This window comes from Streptomyces sp. NPDC059895 (assembly GCF_042731035.1).
Lineage (GTDB): Bacteria > Actinomycetota > Actinomycetes > Streptomycetales > Streptomycetaceae > Streptomyces.
Genome location: NZ_JBHWKO010000001.1, coordinates 249,909 through 269,385, shown reverse-complemented (window position 1 = coordinate 269,385; position 19,477 = coordinate 249,909). Strand labels below are relative to the sequence as shown.

The 19,477-nt window shown below is 76.6% G+C and carries 13 protein-coding genes; 5 read left to right on the top strand and 8 right to left on the bottom strand.

Features of this window, described 5'->3' with window-relative positions:
* Positions 1–70: 70 nt before the first annotated feature.
* Both ACFV9M_RS01195 and ACFV9M_RS01190 read left to right on the top strand, forming a co-directional pair.
* Positions 71–2,083: a hypothetical protein gene (locus tag ACFV9M_RS01195; RefSeq protein ID WP_385073500.1), complete on the top strand. Its 2,013-nt coding sequence runs from the start codon at positions 71–73 to the stop codon at positions 2,081–2,083.
* 287 nt (positions 2,084–2,370) lie between these two features.
* A complete protein-coding gene (locus tag ACFV9M_RS01190; protein ID WP_385073502.1) occupies positions 2,371–3,582 on the top strand; it encodes a hypothetical protein in 1,212 nt (403 codons plus the stop codon).
* Between the two features lie 15 nt (positions 3,583–3,597).
* On the opposite strand, the gene ACFV9M_RS01185 is transcribed toward ACFV9M_RS01190, so the two are convergent.
* The 7 genes from ACFV9M_RS01185 to ACFV9M_RS01155 all read right to left on the bottom strand — a co-directional run bounded on the left by ACFV9M_RS01185 (position 3,598) and on the right by ACFV9M_RS01155 (position 15,641).
* Positions 3,598–4,635 carry a rod shape-determining protein gene (locus ACFV9M_RS01185; RefSeq protein WP_385073505.1) on the bottom strand — a complete coding sequence of 346 codons (1,038 nt, stop codon included), beginning with the start codon at positions 4,633–4,635 and terminating at the stop codon, positions 3,598–3,600.
* A gap of 230 nt (positions 4,636–4,865) precedes the next feature.
* Entirely contained in the window at positions 4,866–9,023 is a 4,158-nt protein-coding gene (locus tag ACFV9M_RS01180) for an SAV_2336 N-terminal domain-related protein (protein ID WP_385073507.1), read from the bottom strand.
* Positions 9,013–10,188, bottom strand: coding sequence for an AAA family ATPase (locus ACFV9M_RS01175; protein ID WP_385073510.1), 1,176 nt, complete (start codon positions 10,186–10,188; stop codon positions 9,013–9,015). Before ACFV9M_RS01175 ends, ACFV9M_RS01180 begins: the two co-directional genes overlap by 11 nt.
* Positions 10,189–10,362: 174 nt before the next feature.
* Positions 10,363–12,060 carry a trypsin-like peptidase domain-containing protein gene (locus tag ACFV9M_RS01170; RefSeq protein ID WP_385073512.1) on the bottom strand — a complete coding sequence of 566 codons (1,698 nt, stop codon included), beginning with the start codon at positions 12,058–12,060 and terminating at the stop codon, positions 10,363–10,365.
* Positions 12,057–12,440, bottom strand: coding sequence for a CU044_2847 family protein (locus ACFV9M_RS01165; RefSeq protein ID WP_385073515.1), 384 nt, complete (start codon positions 12,438–12,440; stop codon positions 12,057–12,059). Before ACFV9M_RS01165 ends, ACFV9M_RS01170 begins: the two co-directional genes overlap by 4 nt.
* 331 nt (positions 12,441–12,771) lie before the next feature.
* Entirely contained in the window at positions 12,772–14,121 is a 1,350-nt protein-coding gene (locus ACFV9M_RS01160) for a carboxyl transferase domain-containing protein (protein ID WP_385073518.1), read from the bottom strand.
* Positions 14,118–15,641 carry an acyl-CoA synthetase gene (locus tag ACFV9M_RS01155; protein WP_385073521.1) on the bottom strand — a complete coding sequence of 508 codons (1,524 nt, stop codon included), beginning with the start codon at positions 15,639–15,641 and terminating at the stop codon, positions 14,118–14,120. The genes ACFV9M_RS01160 and ACFV9M_RS01155 overlap by 4 nt, the downstream gene beginning before the upstream one ends.
* Before the next feature lie 269 nt (positions 15,642–15,910).
* Between ACFV9M_RS01155 and ACFV9M_RS01150 the strand changes: the two genes are divergently transcribed.
* Positions 15,911–16,867 carry a RimK family alpha-L-glutamate ligase gene (locus tag ACFV9M_RS01150; RefSeq protein WP_385073524.1) on the top strand — a complete coding sequence of 319 codons (957 nt, stop codon included), beginning with the start codon at positions 15,911–15,913 and terminating at the stop codon, positions 16,865–16,867.
* Positions 16,868–16,991: 124 nt separating this feature from the next.
* On the opposite strand, the gene ACFV9M_RS01145 is transcribed toward ACFV9M_RS01150, so the two are convergent.
* Complete coding sequence (locus ACFV9M_RS01145) at positions 16,992–17,591, bottom strand: hypothetical protein (protein WP_385073527.1); 600 nt, start codon at positions 17,589–17,591, stop codon at positions 16,992–16,994.
* A 138-nt stretch (positions 17,592–17,729) separates the two neighbouring features.
* Between ACFV9M_RS01145 and ACFV9M_RS01140 the strand changes: the two genes are divergently transcribed.
* A complete protein-coding gene (locus ACFV9M_RS01140) occupies positions 17,730–18,503 on the top strand; it encodes an IclR family transcriptional regulator (RefSeq protein WP_385073530.1) in 774 nt (257 codons plus the stop codon).
* Positions 18,500–19,438: an SMP-30/gluconolactonase/LRE family protein gene (locus ACFV9M_RS01135; RefSeq protein WP_385073533.1), complete on the top strand. Its 939-nt coding sequence runs from the start codon at positions 18,500–18,502 to the stop codon at positions 19,436–19,438. Before ACFV9M_RS01140 ends, ACFV9M_RS01135 begins: the two co-directional genes overlap by 4 nt.
* Positions 19,439–19,477 lie beyond the last annotated feature (39 nt).

The window sequence follows — 19,477 nt, the reverse complement described above, 5'->3', positions numbered from 1 at the left end:
CCGTCGTACCGCCCGCCGTACCGCCCGTCGTACCGTCCGCCGCGCCGGACCCACAGAGAGCCACCCACTGATGCGTACCGTGCCGCGCGGGAACCCGCCGCGCACCGACGAGACCGCCGACGGCCCGACCGCTGGGGACACCGCCGGGGAGCCCAGGCTGGAGTGCGCCGACAGCGGCGGCGCGCTGCTGATCCGGCCTACGGGCCGCCGGGACGACCGGGCCGTCGCGTTCGCCGCGGGCCTGGCCGCCGACCCCCGGCACACCCGGGTGGTCGTCGACCTGCCGGCGCGGGCTCCGGCCGAGCAGTGGAAGGCGGCGGCGCGACTGCTGCGCCGGCGGGGCCGGAGCTTCCGCGTCGTCCCCGGGCGGCAGGAGGGCGCCGACGGACTGGCCGCCCCGCAGCGGCTGGCCGATCTGCTGCGCCGCGAGGTGCTGGCCCCCGACGGCCCGGTGCGCCCCGCCGCCGACGGCTGGTTGTGGGTGCCCGAGGGGCACGGCTCGGGCTGGCTCAGCTTCCGGCCGGGCGCGGTGCCGCGCCGGGTCTCCCGCCGGTTCCCGGAACCGGCGTGGGAGCCAGGACTGCGGGACACCACCTGGCGGCCGGCCGACGGTGCCCTCGCGGAGCCGCTGCACGCCGGGGTCTGGCTGCGGCCCCCGGGCGACGACGACCCCCGCGAGCACCGGTGGCGGCTCACCGCGGAGCTGGCCGCCCGCACGGACCGGCTGACCGTCGTGCTCGGCAGCCCCGGCGGGCCGGCACTGCCCGCGGAGGCCGTGACCGGATGGTGGGCGGCCCTGCCACCGGCCCTGCGCCGCACGGCCCGGTTCGTGGCGTACGGCCCGGTCACCGTGCCCGGCGGTGACCTCGGACAGGGACTGGCGGATCTGCTCGGCGGGCCGGTGACCCTGTGCGCCGGGATCCCGGAGCCCGCCCGGACCGGGGGCGACGCGCGGACGCACACCGTTCTGGCGGACGGGACGCGCGGGTGGCGGCCGTTCGCCCGGGAGGTCGAGCACACCCCGCGCCCGTCCGGCGGCGGCCCCGCCGCGCCACCCCGGATCGTGGCCCACCGGCGGCCGCTGCCGGGCCTGACGGAGATCACGGAGGAGGTCTACCGGCAGACGTACCGGTACGCGCCCGGCGCGGTGCTGGAAGTGGTCCGCAGCGGGCTGTGGCTGCGCCCGCCGCACGCGCCGTCCGACGGGGACCGGGTCCGCCGCGCTCCCCTGGCCCCCGCCCAAGCGGTGATCTGGTACGACGCCGGGTCCGCCGCGACCGCCGACCGGATGCGGCGGCTCGCGCGGGAGGTACGGGACCGGCTCGGGACGGCCGCCGGGCAGGACTGCCGCGTCCTGCCGTCGTACGACGCGCCCGGCACACCGCGGGCCACGCCGCCCGTCCCGACCGCCCCGGCGCCCCGGGCCGGCTCGCCCGAACGGCCCCGACCGGCCGACCCGACCGGCCTCACCGACCCGACCGGCCTCACCGACCCGACCGGCCTCACCGACCTGGCGGCCGTACGCCGCTGCCTCGCCGGAAACGGGCCCGGTGGCCCGCCGCCGGACCACCCCCTGGCCCGGCGCGTCGCCGCGGAGCTGCGCCGGCTGCCCTGCCACCGGGGCCCGGCCCTGGTCCGTGCCGCCGTTCCCCGCACGGTGATGGCCGACTGGAGCCGGCCGCACCGGCTCGTCACCGAGTGGGGCTTCTGGCCCGCGTCGACCAGCCTGCGGCAGCCGGGACCCGGACCCGGACCCGGACCCGGACCCGCGAACGGCGGCGGAAGCGAGGCCGAGGCCGAGGCCGAGGTCGAGTTCCTCGTCTGGTCGGTCACCGCCCGCCCCACACAGGCGCTGGACCCCGGCGTGCCCGACCGGGTGGTCTTCCTGCCCGGCACCGCCTTCCGGGTGCTCCGGGCGACCGACGGGCCGCCGACGACGGTGCTGCTGCGGGAGGTGCCCGCCTCGGAGGAGATCACCGAGGGCGAGGGACCGACCGCCCGGCTGGACCGGGCCGCACTGGCGGGACTGCGGCAGGCGCTCACGGCTCCGCACACGGCACACCCGGCTGGACACACGGCATGAACGAACGAGAGGTACGGGAGACAGACATGGCAGGACCGGACAGGGCGCGCGACGGCTCGCCCGAACAGCCGGCCGTATGGCACCAGCCGCTTCCCTGGGCGCCGTCGGGCAGCCCGACCGCCGCATCCCGGCGGGCAGCGGGAGACGAGCCGCGGCCGGCACCGGAACAGGGCCTGGCACTGCGCCCGGAACCCGGGCGACCGGAACCGGAGCGGGAGCAGGCACCCCAGGCGGAGACCAGCACGCAAGCGGTGACCAGCACGCAAGCGGTGACCAGCACGCAAGCGGTGACCAGCACGCAAGCGGTGACCGCCCCGTCGCCGGAGACCGTCACCCGGACGGAGGCCCCGCCCCCCGGCACCGCCGCCGCCCTCCCCGCCGGACTGCTGGCCGGCCTCCGTTTCCGGCGGAAGGCCTCCGCCGCGACCACCACACCGGCTCCGGAGCCGGTACCGCAGTCGCAGTCGCAGTCGCAGCCGCGACCGGGTCCCGCCGCCACGGCCACCGCCGCACCCCCCGCCAACAGGCTGCTAGGCAACCTCCACCTCAGACGCGAGGCCCCCGCCCCCACAGCCGCCCCCACCGCCGACCCCACACCGCAGCCCGCACACGCCCCAGAACCAGTGCCCCCGCACGAACCCGCCCCCGCCCCCGCCCCTGAGCCCGACCCCGATCCCGCCCCTGTCCCTGATCCCGCCCCCGACCCCGATCCCGCCGCCGTGAAACCCCCGCGCCCCGGCCGTCAGCTCGCCCTCCAGACCGCCGGTCTGGCGCTGCTGGGCACGGTGCTGCTCGGGACGCCGTTCCTCCTCCTGGCGGGGGAGCCCGACCGCCCCTCGGAGGACACGGAGGCCGTCAGGTCCGATCTGCGCGCGGGGACCGCGACGCCGGGCGCGTCGCCGGGGCTGCCCGGCGTCCCCGGCCGGGCGGAGCCGGCGCGGACGAGCACGCCGGTGCCGAGCGGCGACGGCCGGACAGCGGCCGCCCCACGGCCCGGGGAGGCACTGGCGCCGGCCGGGCACGCGGCCGACTCGGTCCGCCCCACCAGCGGTCCCGCACCGGAGTCCACCCCGGCCGGCGGGACGCCGGAGCCCACGGCGAGCCCCGAGCCCACGGTCCGCGCCACCACCCCCACGCCTGTCGCCACCCCCGCCTCCGGCTGGTCCACGACGGTCGTGCAGCCGAACCGGCAGCTCGCACCGGGCGAGTCCTGGACGACCAACCGCCTCACCATGACGATGCGGACCAACGGCGACTTCGTCCTCTACGACGAGCACCGCACCGCCCGCTGGTCCACCGGGACGAGCGGCGCCGGCAACCGGGTCGTCATGCAGGGCGACGGAAACCTCGTCGTCTACGACCGCACCGGCCGCCCCCTCTGGAACAGCGGCACCGCCGGCCACGACGGCGCGATCCTCTGCCTCCAGAACGACGGCAACGTGACGATCCTCCACCAGGGCAACGCCCTGTGGTCCACCGGCACGCACGACCGGTCGTGACGGTCCGGCGGTTCCTCAGGCGGTGCTCGGGTTCAGGGCCAGCGGCTTGATCCGGCCCTCCAGCATCGCGCCCAGGCCCTGCGCGGCGCAGATGTCGGGCCGCTCGGCGATGTGCACCGGCATGCCGGTGGCCTGCCGCAGCATCTGGTCGAACCCGGGCAGCAGCGCGGACCCGCCGACCATCATGATCCCGCGGTCGGCGAGATCGGCCACCAGATCGGGCGGGCACTCCCGCAGGACCCGCCCGATGCCGTCGAGCACCGCGGTCAGCGGCGTCTCGATCGCGTCCCGGACGGCCGCGGTGTCGACCTGGACGGAACGGGCGAGACCGGTGGCGACGTCCCGGCCGTGGATCTCCGTGGAGGCGGGGCCGTGCGGGGTGAGGCCGTTGCCGGACAGGGCGAGCTGGAGCGGCCGTACGGACTGGCTCGGCAGCATCAGCTCGTGCTCGTGGCGCAGGTGCTGGACGATCGCGTGGTCGACCGCCTCACCGCCGACGGGCACGCGCTCGGCGGTCACGATCGACCCGAGGGAGAGAACGGCGACCTGGGTGGCGGCCGCCCCGCACACCATGATCATGGTGGCCTCGGGCCGTTCGACGGGCAGCCCGCAGCCGACGGCCGCCGCGATGAGCGTGTCGACCAGCTCCACCCGCCGGGCGCCCAGCCCGACCAGCGTCTCGATGGCCGCGCGCTGTGCCAGCGGATCGGCGTCGTGCGGGGTGCAGGCGGCGGCGCGCAGGAACGGCTTGCGGCGCAGCTGGCGGCGGATCTTGTCGCCGAGCAGGTGCCGCAGCATGCGCTGCGCCATCTCGATGTCGACGACCGTGCCGCCGGAGACCGGGCGGACGACGCGGATGTAGTGCGGGGTGCGGCCCGTCATCCGCTCGGCGAGCTCGCCCACCGCGATCAGCGCGCCGGTCCGGGTGTTCACGGCGGCGGCGGACGGCTGGTCGACGACGAGCCCGGCCCCCTTCACGTACACCCGCGTCCGCGCCGCCCCCAGATCGACGGCGAAGTGGCAGCGGCGCAACTGCTCCAGACTGGCGGTCATGGCAGGTCCTCCCGAGAGCGCAGGCCGTGGCGCCCGCCGGGCCGGCGGGCCGTGGTGAGTGGGCCGCCGGGCGGTGGCCTCCTACGCATCGTGCGGGGCCGGGAGGGCGGGCGCCCGCTGGAGGGGGCCGGGCGGGGCGCCGCCGAACGGGAGTTTTTTCCCGTACGCCCCCTGTGGATGACCGGCAAAGCATCCGGGAGGTGCTAGAGAGGCAGACCGGAGGTGAGGCGTCAGAGGGTTCGAACTGCCTCCAGCACCGGCGCCAGTGACCGTACGGTCACCTCGCACCCCGCCTCCCGCAGCTCCTGCTCGACGGTCGGATTGCGGGCGAGGCCGATGAACCGCAGGCCGATCTGCTGGGCGGCGGTCAACTCCGCCATCGTGGAGCCGATCAACACCCCTGTGGCGGCCGAGGTACCCGGATCTCCAAGGGCACGCAGCAGACAGTCAGGGTGCGGGGTGAGCAGGGTCAGGTCCTCGCCCCGGCCGTGGATCCCGGCCCACGGCAGCCTGTACGGCTTCAGATATTGGTGGACGGCCTGCTCGCACACGTCCGTCACCACGGCCACCCGCCGCCTCGCAGCGTGCAACGCGCGCACCAGGGCTACGGCGTTGTGCGTGGTCGGGGCGTCCGGCACGGCCCGCAGCTCCAGCGCGTCCAGCCGTCCCCGCAGGAATGGCCCGAGGGGGTCGCGGGCGAAGAGGCGCAGCACGTCCAGCGGATGCACCACCGACTCCCGGGCCGCCGCGATGGCCGATGGCCGACCGGTCGGCGTGTCCTGCGGATCCCGGTGTTCGGCGGCGAGCGCCAGCAGTCCCAGAGCCGCCTCGCGCGCGGTGGCCGCCGTGAACAGGCGGGTGAGGGCGCCGTCGAAGCCGAGCAGGACGGTCTCGGCCCTGCCGAGCAGACCGGCCGGCGTCGGCGGCCGCGCCCCACGGTCATCGTCGGCCGTGGTCGCACCCCGCTCCGGTGCCAGCCGTACCTCACAGGTCACCGTGAGCCCCGGCACCGGCCACTTGCCCAGCTGCGTGGTGACCGCGCGCTGCGCACCGGCCGCACGGCGCAGGGGGTGGCGGCGGGTGATACGGGGCGCGGTCTCCCGCAGGTGGGTGAGGAGCCGGTCGGACACGCGGGAGGTGTCGGAGCGGACGAAGGCCACGGGGTCTGCCACCCGCCAGGTCAGCTCGACGTGCGCCGTGAAGTCGCCCTTGCCGGAACTCGGCAGGGACAGCTGGTGGACGGCGTGGTGAGCGGTGAGGTCCACCTCGTAGTACGTCGTGAGCCGGGGCGGGCGTCTGCCGTGCGGCTGGGCCGGGTCGAGCAGGGTGAGCGGGCCGTCGGCCTGTGTGTGCACGACGGCGGTGCGGCCTGGTGCCGGTATGCCCAGCTGCCTCAGGTCCCGGGTGATGAAGGGCCCCCGCACCAGGTCCCGCTCCTCGTCCTCGACGCGGGTGCCGGCCAGCGGGCAGTACCAGGCGACCGGCGACCCGTCCGGCGTGTCGTCGTACAGCGGGCGGAACCGGTGGGGCCCGGAGGCGGCGGAACTGTCGGCGAACGCCTCGTAGAGGGCGGGGGGTACGACGACCAGGACAGGTGCGGCCCCCTCGGGGGGTGCGGCGGGGCAGGCCGCCTCGGGGTCGCCGTCCTGGAACGTCACGCGCAGACGCGGCGGTTCGGCCAGCTCGGAGAGACGTCCGGGCAGCCAGCGCAGGGCGGCGGCGAGGACGGGCAGGAGGTAGGCGCCGGGGGCGATGCGGACCCGGTAGCCGTCGGGGCGTACCCGTACCTCGTACTGCTGGGGGGTGAGGTCGCCTCGGTCGAGGACCTGGTGCACCGCGTATTCGAGGCTGATCCGGGCTTCGGGACGGGTGCCGAGGTCGGTCCCGGTCCGGAAGTGGAGGGTGGGGTGGGGGACGCCTTGGTCCGTCCGGTGGGTGCCGGTCTGCCGACTGCGCGGTTCGTCGCGCTGCGGGCTCTCCTGGAAGAGCCGTCCGGGTCGCTTCGGCGGGGTCAGATGCAGGAGCCGCTCGACACCCCGCAGTCGGGCGTCTCCGTCGCCGGACGTCAGGTCGGTGACAGCGGCGTCGAGTTCCTCGGTGAGTTCCTCCGGCGCAGCCAGTCCCGGGACGGGGAGCACGAGCTGCTCGGTGCCCGAGCCGCCGGTCCCCCGCTGCATGGTGCGGACGAGGAGCGCCAAGTCCTGGAGGTCCTCCGCGCGACTTCCGGTCCCGGTTCGAACAGCGTCGAGACAGGTCAGGACCGGTCCTCGAGGAGAAACGATCACTTGTGACGCGTTCAGGCCGCCGGCCGGCCTGCCCTGTTCGTGCAGGGCCGCCAGGGCCGCGGTGAGCCGGGGGACGAGAAAGGTGAGTTCGGCCGGGGAAAGGCCGTGCGGGGCATCTCGGAGGCGGTGGAGCAGGCTCCGGCCGTCGACGAACTCACGTACGAGGTAGGGAACGTCCCCCTCGACTCCGTAGTCCTTGATCGCAGCGATGCCGGGGTGGTCGATCAGGCTGAGATCGTGCGCGATGCGGGTGAAGGAGTGGCGGAGCCACTGGGGCGGGCGGGGGTACATGCGCACGAGGACCGTCGCGCCGTCTCCCCGCGCGTCATGCGCCAGCCAGTCGCCGTAGGCCGGGTCCGACCGCCTGACCAGGCGGTACCGTCCGCCGAGCAGGATCCCTCCCGGATCCTGCACGCCGGACAGCCGTCGGACGCTCTCCCTACTGATCATCGCGAACACCGGCCCGCTGCCCGGGCCGTCGCCGTCACCGCCGCGATCGCCATGGCCGTCGCCGCTGCCGTCGCCCGTGGTTGCGCGGAACTCGCCCGCCGCCAGGCCCGCCCGGTCGTCGATCAGCCCGCCGACCCGCTCCAGGAGTTCCCGGGTGCGCCCGCGCGCCGTCCGGGGGAGGGTCCGCAGCAGCAGGTCGCGGACGCCGGGGCGGAAGGCGTACGCGCCGGGCGGGCCGGGGACGGCGGTCAGCATGCCGCTGAGGATCACCTCGGCGAGGTGCTGCGGGCGGGGATCGCGGTCCACGGCGCGTTGGACGAGACGCATCACCGGCACCGACGGCACGGCCAGTGCCAGGTGACCGGCGAGGCGGAAGGCCTCCGGGGAGGCGGTGGCGCGGAAGCGCAGGACCAGGTCCCGGGCCGGGAGGCCGGTGGGGTCGGCGGGGTCGGCGGCCGTGTCGTCCGGCGTGGGGGCGCCGGGCCGCGGGTCCAGCCAGGCCGCCGAGCCCGGGACGCGCGCGCCGCCCGGCGCGGCCAGCAGGGCCGCCCAGTGGGCGATCCAGGGGGCGCCCGGTTCCAGGACGGGCAGCGGGACGGCGGCCGGGCGCGGGCGCGGGGCGTCCGCGTCGTACGGGGTGAAGGCGAGGGCGGTGGCCGCGGCCGCGGCGGACGGGGACGCCAGCACGCCCGGCAGGGCGGGCAGCGCTGTGGTCGGCCACAGGTGTTCCGGCAGCGGCTGGACGACGGCCAGCGGCATCCGGGCCGCCCAGCGGCGCAGGGTGGCGTACCAGCGGTCGCCCGCCGGGCCGGGCCGCCACTGCGGGCCCATGCAGTCGCTGACGACCAGTGTGACGGTCCGGCCGTCGGCCGGGTCGGGGACGTGCGGGGCGCGGCCGTCGGCCCCCGCCGCGTGCAGGGTGACCGTGCGGAAGACGCCGGACTGGGCGAGGACGGCGTGCAGTTCGCGGACGAGGGGCCGCCAGACCGGCATGGTGGGGCCGGTGTCGTGCACGAGGCTGAGGCGGAGCCAGCGGTCGCGCGCCGGACGCAGGACCGGCAGCCAGACGTCCGGGTGGGCGCCGAGCCGTGCGATGCGGTCGGCCGTGGCCCGCTCGTCCAGGAGCCGGGCGCGCGGCGACGGCACGGTCCGCTTCAGCGGGCGCAGGGCGCGCTGGAGGGCGAGCGGGCGGGGCAGCATCGGCGGCGCGGGGGCCAGCAGGGGCGTACCGCCGCCGTGGCCCGGTCCGTTCGGCGGAGACGACGGCGACGGCGATGGTGATGGTGACGGCGATGGTGGCTGTGGGGCGAGTGCGGGTGCGGGCAGGTGCAGGGGGACGCGGTCGGTGGGCGCGGGCGGATCGGCCGCGGCCGGGAAGGTGGCGGGGCCCTCGCCCCGGTGCGTCCGGGCGGTGGGCGGTGCGGGGGAGCCGGGCGGCCGGGCCCCGTCGGCGCCGGGCGCCTCCGGTGCCGTGTCCGCCGCGTCCGCCGTGTCCGCCGCGTCCTGCTGACGCCCGTCCTCCAGCCGCGCGGCCAGCCACAGCACTTCCGCCAGCTCCAGCGGGGTGGGCGGGGTCTTCCCGGCGGCGGTCAGGAGCGCGGCCAGCCTGCCGACCGCCGTGCCGCCGCCCCCGGACGCCCCCTCAGAAGCCATCGCCGTCCGCCGTGGCGCTCAGATACGGCATCAGCTCGTCCGCGAGCGCGTCGCGGGACTCCGCGTCCAGGCCGGCGACGCCCGTGAGGTACAGGGCGTTCAGCAGTTGGTCGGTGGCGAGTTCGCCGTCGGCGGCGCGGGTGAGGAAGCGGTCGATCAGGTGGTCCGCCGCGCCGGGCGGGGTGTCGAGGTGGGCGCGGACGATCTCGGTGAGCTGCTCGCGGTCGGGGCGGCGCAGCTTCAGGCGGACGCAGCGGCGCAGGAAGGCGGGCGGGAACTCGCGCTCGCCGTTGCTGGTCATGACCACGAAGGGGAAGGCGCGGCAGCGGACCCGGCCGCGCGCCACGGTCACCGGCGCGTCCGTGCCGTCGGCGAGCACCTCGGCGGTGGCGCCGTCGGCCGAGTGGCGGGCGGCGCGCATCAGTTCGGGGATCTCGTACTGGCCCTCCTCCAGGACGTTCAGCAGGTCGTTGGGCAGGTCGAGGTCGCTCTTGTCGACCTCGTCGACCAGCAGGACGCGGGGACGCTCGTAGGGGAGCAGGGCCGTGCCGAGCGGGCCGAGACGCAGGTGGTCCTCGACGCCGCCGGGCGCACCGCCGCCGCGGACACCGGGCCCGGGCGCTCCGGTACCGGGACCGCCGGTACGGGGACCGTCGGCGCCGGGACCGTCGGTGCCGGGGACACCGGGTCCGGGGACACCGGGTCCGGGGACACCGATTGCGGGGGTGCCGGGTCCGGGGGTGCCGTCCCCGGCCCGCCATGCCGCCTGGCGGGCCGCGTACAACCGGGACAGAGGGTCGTACTGGTAGAGCCCGTCGGCCAGGGTGGAGCGGCTGGTGATGTTCCAGCGCAGGACCGGACCGAGCCGCAGTTCGCGCGCGACCGCGTACGCCAGGGAGGACTTGCCGGTGCCGGGCGGGCCGGTGACCAGCAGCGGGCGGCGCAGGACGAGTGCCGCGTTGACCAGTTGGACGCTCTCGGGGGCGGCGACGTAGGTGCGGGCGCGGTGCAGACGGTCGGGGGAGACGGCCGCCTCGTCGTCGCCGTCCCGGGGCGGGCGCAGGACGGGCTCGCCGTCGAAGGCCCGCCAGGGCGGCGGGGCGGGCAGCCGGTCGATGCCGTCGTGCGGCTGGCTGTTCCCGGTGTAGACGGACCAGTGCGGCATGGGGGGATCTCTCCGTGCGGCGAACTCGGGCTCGGGGGAGGGCGGGCTGGCGGATGGCGGACGGTGAGCGGGCAGCGGGGCGGGCGGTGTCGGGCGGCGAGCGTGGGCGTGGGTGCGGGCGTCGGGGCGGGTGCGGCCGGGCGGTGGAGAGCCCCGACGAGTGGGCGGGGCGGGTCAGGCCACGGGCGACCGGGTGTGGTCGGGGGTGCCGCCGTGCGGGTCGGTGAAGACGCGCGGGTCGTCCCACAGCAGCTGGATGTCCCGCGCCCAGTGCCCCTCCTCGGCGTCCGCCTCCTCCCGCAGGGCCAGGACGCGCCGGGGCAGTTCGGCGGGCGGGACGCCGGACACGACCGCGTCGAGCTCGTCGAGGAACGTCTTGCCCGCGCACCCGTCGCCGCCCGCGCACGGCTCGTCCGGGCCGCCGTCGCAGCCGCCCCGGGACCACACCACCACCGGGGCGGGAGCGGTGAGCGAGGTGTCGAAGTGGGCGCGGGTACGGGTGGCGGCCGGGGCGGCGGCGAACCCGGCCAGACAGGCGTCGGGCTTGCGCAGCCGCACCCGCAGCCGGGCCGGCTCCTCGGCGCCGCCGCACTCCACGCGGTGCACCCGTGCGCCGGGCAGCGCGTCGAGCCGGTTCCAGACGCGGGTCAGCTGGTGGCGGGCGCCGGCCCTGCGGCGCGCCTGGTCGGTGACGACGAGCGGGTACACGCAGCCGAGCGGGGTGTCGTCGTCGGGCGCGCTCGCCCACCGGTCGACGGGCAGGTCGATCCAGTCCCGGGGCAGCGCGAACGCGATCAACTCGTCCGAGCCCGGCGTCAGATGGCGGAAGGCGGCATCGATGCGGTCCTGGACGTACGTGGACAGCCGGGCCCGCGGAACGGTGTCGGAGCCGACCGGGTGCCGCCGCCCCCCGCTGTACGCGGACACCTCGACGAGGACCTGCCCGTCGCCCGCGCCGCTGTGCCGGAGGTCGACGAGGATGGGCGACCACTCGGGTGCGGCGGGCGCCTCGACGGGCGCGCGGAACGCCGCCTCGACGTGCTCCGTGAAGCGGGCGACGGTGCCGGCCGCGTCCTCGCCGTCGATCTCGCACAGCACGAACAGGGCGGCCGAGCGCAGCGAGTCGAAGCCCTCCTCGGGCGGCTCCGGGTCGAACGGGCCGGCGGCGGCCCGGTAGAGCCGTACGGGGTCGCAGTCCAGCCCCGCGCGCACGGCCCGCTCGACCAGGTCGCGCAGCCGGGCGCGGTCGGCGGTGCGGTGGTCGGAGGTGGGGACGAGACCGGTGAGGCCGGGCCAGTGGCGGGCCATGACCTCGGTGGGCATCATCCGCCCGGTGCGCACCCCCCGCGCCCCGGAGTCCGCGGTGACCATGCCGATGACCTCGCCGGTGTCGACGAGGGTGACCGCGGCACCGCTGAACCCGGGGGCGAGCGGCTGCCCGCCGGGCGCCCAGGCCTCCAGCTGGAGCCACTCCCGGCTCAGCAACTGCGGTGCGGTGATGCGGTACTCGGCGAGGGTGCCCTCGTCGTAGCCGAACGGGAAGCCGTACACGACGAGCTTGCGCGGCTGCCGGGCGTGCGCCGCGTCGACGGGCGCGAGCGCGGCCGGCGCGATGCGGACCTCCTCCGCCAGTTCCAGTACGGCGAGGTCGCCGGGGTCGGTGGGGGAGCCGGCCCAGCCGCCGTCGGCGACGACCCGCGCCGGGACGGGGGCGGAGCCGGGCCGCTCGGTGAAGGTCACCGTCAACGCGTCCGCCGGACCCTCGTGCACGACGTGCGCGCAGGTCAGAACCGTGCGCGGGGTCACCAGGAAGCCGGCCCCGACGACCTGGCCGGCGCATTCGATCCGGGCGTGCCACTCGGCGCTCTTCATGAGGCGGCGGACGGCTCCGGCCGGGCGGGGGCGGGTACCTGGGCGGCGGGCTCCTGCGGGGCGGCCGACGGCGACCAGGTCAGCCTCACCACGAGGTGCCCCTCCGCCGTGCCGCGGGCGATGACCGCGCCCGTCTCGGCCGCCAGCTTCACCCCGAACTCGATCTCCACGCCGTCGGGCCGCAGCGTGCCGTCCCGGAAGACCCGCAGCGCGGACTCCGCGGCCGCCCGCACGCCCTCCAGGGAGCCCTCGAAGGTCCGGGCCGCCCGGACCGCGCCGTCGCCCCGGGCCACCAGCCGCGACCCGGGCCGCGGCTCCTCGGCGGCCTCCACCGCGACCACGGCACCGTCGTCCGTCCTGAACTCCACCAGCCCTGCCACGTCGCCCCCGTCGTACCCGTCGTTCCGCTGTCGTCCGTCGTCCGTCGTCCGTCGTAGCGCTGTCGTCCGTCGTCCGTCGTCCGTCGTAGCGCTGTCGTCCGTCGTCCGTCGTCCGTCGTCCGTCGTGTCGCGTCACCGCGTGATCGCGTCACCGCGTCGGCTTTACAGCTCCAGCGGCTCCACAGCTCCAGCGGCTCCACAGCTTTGAGGCTCCACAGCTCTGAGGCTCCACGGATCTGCGGCTCTACGCACCGACATTGTTACGGACGGTACGTGAGATTGTCCTGTTCCCGGGGCTCCGCGCCGTCGCGGGCGACGGAATCCGGCCACTTCACGGGCCGTCCGTCCGGATCACGCCCAGCTCCGCCAGGTCCTGCGGGCGGATGCGGAGCCGGTCGGCCGTCGCCTCGGCCTCCTCCGGGGGCCGTTTGAGGATCGCGGCGGCCGACTCCGGCGCGATGACGGAGAAGTAGCTGTCCGGCGTGGCCCAGGTGCGCCCGGGCGCGGCCAGCGCCAGTGCCCCGCCCGAACCGCCCTCGCCGATCACGAGGGTGGTGACCGGTGTGCGCGCGGTGGCGACCGCGGCGAACAGATCGGCGATCGCCGGGCCCGCCCCCTGCCGTTCCGCCTCGGCGTCGTTGGCGGCGCCCGGGGTGTCCACCAGGGTCAGCACCGGGATGCCGAGCCGGTCCGCGAGCCGGATCAGCCGGGTGGCGGTGCGGTACCCGGCGGGCCGGGTCGCGGCCCCGGTCTGGGCGGCGTACGCCACCGTACGGCCCGCGTGCTCGCCGAAGCCGCAGAGCACGCCGTCCGGGTCGGTGCCGCCGCAGCGGTCGCCGCCGATCGCGACGCGGTGGGTGAAGTAGGCGTCCAGGTAGTGCGCGGCGCGCGGACGCCGGGGGGAGCGGGCGCGGCGGACGGCGTCCCCTCCGGACGCCGGCAGGTCCCTCGCCCCGAGCGGCGCCGGCACCGGCGCCGGCTCGTCCGACGGCCGGGTCAGCAGCCGCAGCCACCGCCCCAGCGTCTCCCGCAGCCGCTGCGGCGCCACGACCGCGTCCGCCGAGCCCGCCGCGACCTGCGCCTCCGCCGTGTAGGCCGCCGGATCGGCGTCCGGGGGCCGCACCCGTGAGCCCGCGAAGCCGACCTGGGCGCCCGGCAGCGCGAGGACCACGTCGGCACCGGCGCCCAGGGTGGCCCAGCCGCCGCCGGTCGTCGGGTCCCGCACCACCGCGATCTGCGGCAGCCCGGCCTCCCGGGTGAGCGCCGACTGCCGGGCCACGCGCTGGAGCTGGGTGAGGGCGAGCATGCCCTCCTGCATCCTGCTGCCGCCGGTGGCGACCAGCGCGACGACCGGCAGCCGGTGCGCACGGGCGTAGGCGTGGGCGGCCTCCAGCCGGTCGCCGGCGCGCTCGCCGAGCGACCCGCCCAGGAAGCCGAACTCGAACGCGATCAGCACGGCCGGGGTGCCCTCGACGCGCGCGGTGCCGCAGATCACGGACTCCGACTCACCGGTGCGCTCGGCGGCCCGCGCCCGGGAGGCGTCGTAGCCGGGCCAGGCGAGGGGGCCGTCGGGCGCCGGCTCCCGCTCGCCGTGGGGGATCTCGCCGTAGGGGATCTCGGTGAACGAGTCGGAGACCAGGGCGACGGCCTCCCGCGCGCCGGGACGCGGGACGCCGCTCATGAGGCCAGCGCCCGCTTCATGATCTTCCCCATGTCGTTGCGGGGCAGCGCGTCGAGGTACCGCACCACCCGGGGCCGCTTGTGCGGGGCGAGCCGCCGGGCGACATGGCCGGCCAGCTCGTCGGCGGCCGGCGGCGCCTGGGGGTCCACCGGCACCACCCAGGCCACGATCCGCTCCCCGAGATCCGCGTCCGGCTCCCCGGTGACGGCGGCCTCGCGCACCCCCGGGTGCTCCAGCAGCGCGTTCTCGATCTCCCCGGCGCCGATCTTGTACCCGCCGCTCTTGATCAGGTCCGTGGCCTTGCGCCCCACGATCCGGACGTAGCCGTCGGGCTCGCGTACGGCCATGTCGCCGGTCCGGAACCAGCCGTCGGCGGTGAACGCGGCCGCGGTCGCGTCGGGCCGGTTGAGGTACTCGGTGAACAGGTTCGGCCCCCGCACCTGGATCTCGCCCACGGTCTCCCCGTCGTACCCGGCGACCGGCGACCCGTCCTCCTCCACCAGCCGCAGCTCCACACCCGGCAGGGGCACGCCCACCGTCCCCGCGCGGGGTTCCCCGTCCGCCCGCACGCTGGTGTTCATGAGCGTCTCGGTCATGCCGTACCGCTCGATCACCCGCTGTCCGGTCGCCGCCGTGATCCGTTCGTGGTCGTGCACGGGCAGCGCGGCGGAACCGGAGACGAGCAGCCGGGCCCGGCCGAGCGCCTCGGCCAGCGCGGGGTCGCCGGGGAGCGCCTCGGCGATGCGGTGGTACATCGTCGGCACCCCGAAGAGCATGGTCGCGCCGCCGTTCAGCTCCCGCGCCACGCCCTCGGTCCCGAACCGCCCCAGGTGCCGTACGGAGCCGCCGCGCCGCAGCGGACCCAGGACGCCCAGCACCAGCCCGTGCACATGGAACAGCGGCAGCCCGTGCACCAGCACGTCGTCCCCGGTCCATTGCCAGGCGTCGGCGAGGGCGTCCAGGGTGGCGGCGACCGCCCGGCGCGGGATGACCGCGCCCTTGGGCGGGCCGGTGGTGCCGGAGGTGTAGACGATCAGGGCGGGGTCACCGTCGGCGGCGGCGTCGTCGGCGTCACCGTGGCCGGGGCGCGCCGCACCGGCCGCCCCGTCGGCCCGCCCCGCCCCGCCGTTCCGCCCCGCCCCGCCGTTCCGCGCGTCCCCGTCGGCCCGCACGTCGACGTCGACCCGCTCGAACCCCTCGAGCGGGTCGGGCAGTTCGTCCCCGGGAGCGGCCAGCACCAGGGCCGGCGCGCTGTCGCCGAGGATGTGCCCGAGCTCCCGCTCCCCGGACTTCGGGTTCAGCGGCACGGCCGCGGCCCCGGCGAGCAGCACGCCCACGACGGCGACGGCGGTCTCCAGGGACGGCGTCGCCCACACGGCGACCCGGCGCGCGCCCGCCAGACGCCCGCCGACGGCACCGGCCGCCGCCGCGAGCTCCGCGTACGTCAGGGATCGGTCGCCGAAACGCAGGGCGACCTGGCCGGACGGCCGCTCGGTCACGGCCGGGAAGAGAGAGGACACGCGGTGCTCCTTCGGGGAGACGGACGCCGGGGAACGGCGCCGGGGCGGCCGACGCCGGATGGCCGACGTCGCTGCCGTCAGGATCGTCCATACCCCGCAGCGGGTGGCATCCGGTGCGGCCGGAGTCCGATGTGATCTACGCCGCCTCCACCACGTCGGCGACGACACACCTCACGTGGTCCGGCCCGCCGGCGCGGAAAGGGGTTGCCGCGGTCGCGCGGTCGGCGGTTAGCCTGCCCGGACACCAGCCGCACCAGAAGGAGCCCGCCGTGCCCCGCATCGCCCTCGTCACCTACGACCCCCGCCCGGAGCCCAGCAGGGACGGCGACCTTCCCGTCCTGCTGCGGGCGCTGACGGACGCCGGGGCCGAGGCGGAGGCCGTGCACTGGGACGACGAGGACGCCGACTGGGCCTCCTACGACCTCGCCGTCATCCGCTCGACCTGGGACTACAGCTGGCGGGCGGCCGAGTTCACGGCGTGGGCGGAGCGCTGCGCCAAGGCGACGCGGCTGGCGAACCCGGTCGGCGTCGTGCGCTGGAACGCCGACAAGCGCTACCTCGGCGACCTCGCGGCGGCCGGGGTGCCCGTCGTCCCCACCCGCTACCTCGCGCCCGAGGACGCCGGGGACGCCGGGGACGCCGGGGGCGCCGGGGGCGCCGGGGGTGCCGAGGGCGCCGGGGGCGCCGGGGGTGCCGGAAACGGCTTCGGTCTCCCGGTCGACCACGAGTACGTGATCAAGCCCACCTCGGGGGCGGGCGCCCGTTACGCCGCCCGGTACACCCCCGACCGGCACGACACCGCCGTACGGCACCTCGCCCGGCTGCACGAGGAGGGGCTGACGGCGATGGTGCAGCCGTACGTGCGGTCCATAGACACCGGGGGAGAGCGGGCCCTTCAGTTCTTCGGCGGGCGGCTGCTGCACGCCAGCCGCAAGCGGGCCGTCCTGGCCCCCGACACCGCCTTCGACGAGGACAAGGTCGCCCACCCCGGGCTGGAGCCGTGGACCCCGGCCCCGGCCGAACTCGCCGTGGCCGAGCGGGCACTGGCCGCCGTCCCCGAAGCGTCCGGGCTGCTGTACGCCCGCGTCGACCTCGTGACGGGGGACGACGGGGAGCCGCTGGTGATGGAGCTGGAGCTGGTCGAGCCGAACCTCTTCCTGTTCCTGCACCCGGGGTCGGTGTCCCGTGTCGCGGAGGCGATCCTGACGGCCGCCACCACCGGCTGACCCCGCCGCCCGCGCGCTGCCCGCCGCCCGCGCGTGCGTCCCTGCCCGCCGCCCGCGCCTTCGCCCCCGCCCGGTCCCTTGTCCGGCCCCGCCCTGCCCCCCTGCCCCCCTACCCCCCTGCCCCCTACCCCCGTACCGCCGTCCGCTGCAACAGACCCCAGGTGAACTCGGCGGCCACCTCCCGGCGTGCGCCCCGGCGGTCCGGGGCGGTGAAGGCCAGGCCCCATCGGGTGGGGGCCGAGCCTTCCAGGGGCCGGGCGGGGGCGAAGGCGCGGGCGGCCTCGTCGACCGTGCACGACCAGGGGGTGAGGTCGTCGAGGGTGCGCAGGACCGGCGGCTCGGCTCCGGGGGCGCGGACCAGCCACTCGTTCCAGACGGCGCCCTTCGGGGCGGTGAGCACCTCGAAGCGCAGGCCGGGCCAGAGCGGGAGCGGCCAGAGCCAGGCCTCGCAGTCCAGGTCGCCGATCCGGCGGGGCGTCCTCGACTCGGGCTCGCCCAGCACCGAGCGGTACCGGGCGAGGGAGCCCCGGGCGCGCGGCGACCGCACCATCGCCTGCCACCGCTTGTTGGCCTCCCGCATGTCGCCCAGGGAGGCGCCCAGCCCGCGCCGGGCCTCCTCCACCAGGTCCGGGTTGTGGTCGGCCATGCGGCGCAGCAGCACCAACTGGAAGTCGAGGCGGGTGAACGGGCCGGTGGGGCGCTTCTCGGACGGCATGGGGCCCATCGTCGCCCTTCTCGTCGGGGTGCGCCGTCCATGACCATTGCCCGCCACGTCGCTGTATGACTAGCCTGTGTTCGTCATGCCGATCGTCTGTTGAAATCTCGAACAGGCACCTGAGTCGACTTAGGGAGGGGGCCGGTCGTGGGACGACTCGTACCTGCCGTGACCCGAGCTCTCGACATTCTCGAGCTCTTCCTCGACGGGGACGGGACTCTCTCCGCCCCCGACATCGTGCGCAGGCTGCAACTGCCGCGCACCACCGTGCACGAACTGGTGACCACGCTCGCCGCCCGGTCGTACATCGTCCCCGTGTCCGGACAGCCCGGACGCTACCGCCTCGGCGTACGCCCGTACCAGCTCGGCAGCCGGTACGCCGAGCAGCTCGACCTGGCCGCCGAGGGCCAGCAGGTGGCCCGCTCCGTCGCCGAGACCTGCGACGAGACGGTCCACGTGGCCATCCTCGAAGGCGCGGACGTCATCTACATCGCCAAGGTCGACTCCACGCACGCCGTGCGCATGGTGTCCGCGGCCGGCCGTCGCCTCCCGGCCCACTGCACCTCCGTCGGCAAGATGCTGCTGGCCTCCCTCCCCGATCCGGAGCTGGCCGCCCGTATCCCCGACGACGCCGACCTCGTCGCCATGACGCCGAACAGCATCACCGACCCGGGCGCCCTGCGCGAGGCCCTGGCGGAGATCCGCGAGCGGGGCGTCGCGGTGGAGAGCCGTGAGTCCAACCCCGACGTCAGCTGCGTGGCGGCCCCGGTCCGCGACCGCACCGGCCGGGTCGTCGCCGCCCTGTCCATCTCCGTCCCCATGATCCGCTGGAGCGACGAGCGCCGCGCCGAACTGGAGCAGCTCGCCGCCAAGGGCGCCGCCGAGCTGTCCGAGCTCCTGGGCTACCGGAGCGTGGCATGACGACGACGCGCACGACGACGACGCGCACGACGACGACGCGCACGACGACGACGCGCACGACGACGACGCGCACGACGACGACGCGGACGACGACGTACGAGGTGGCGGTCCGGGCCGAGGCGACCCTCGGCGAGGGCCCGACCTGGGACGCGGCGGCCGGCCGGCTGCTCTGGCTGGACATCCTGGGCGCACGCCTGCACACCTACGACCCCGCCACCGGCCACCGCACGGTCCGGGTCGTCGACCAGCACGTCGGCGCGGCGAAGCCCCGCGCGGGCGGCGGACTGGTCCTCAACCTCCGGGACGGCGTGGCCCTGCTGGACGCCGACGGCGAGGGCCTGCGCTGGCTCCACCACGAGCCGGTCCCCGGCCGCCGCGCCAACGACGCCGCCGTCGCCCCCGACGGCTCCCTGTGGGCCGGCACCATGCGCTACGACGAGGCCCCCGGCGGCGGCACCCTCTCCCGTCTCACCGGGGACGGTCCGGCCGAGGTCGTCCTCGACGACGTGACCGTCAGCAACGGCACGGGCTGGAGCCCCGACGGCGGCCTGATGTACTACATCGACTCCACGACCCGCCGCGTCGACGTCTTCGACCACGCGGACGGCCGGGTCTCCGGCCGCCGCCCGTTCGTGGAGATCGAGGACGGCGCCGGCTTCCCCGACGGTCTGACGGTCGACGCGGCGGGGTGCGTGTGGGTGGCCCTCTGGGACGGCGCGGCGGTACGCCGCTACACGCCGGCGGGCGTACTGGACCGGGTCGTCGAGCTGCCGACCCCCCGCGTCACGGCGTGCGCCTTCGGCGGGGCGGACCTGACCGACCTGTACATCACGACGGCCCGCGTGGGCCTGGACGCCCCGCACCCGGTGGCGGGGTCCCTGCTGGTGGTCCCGGGGGCGGGCCAGGGCGTGGCACAGCCGGCGTTCGACGGCTGAGCGCCGGCGCCGAGCGCCGGTCCGCAGGGGGTGGGGCCG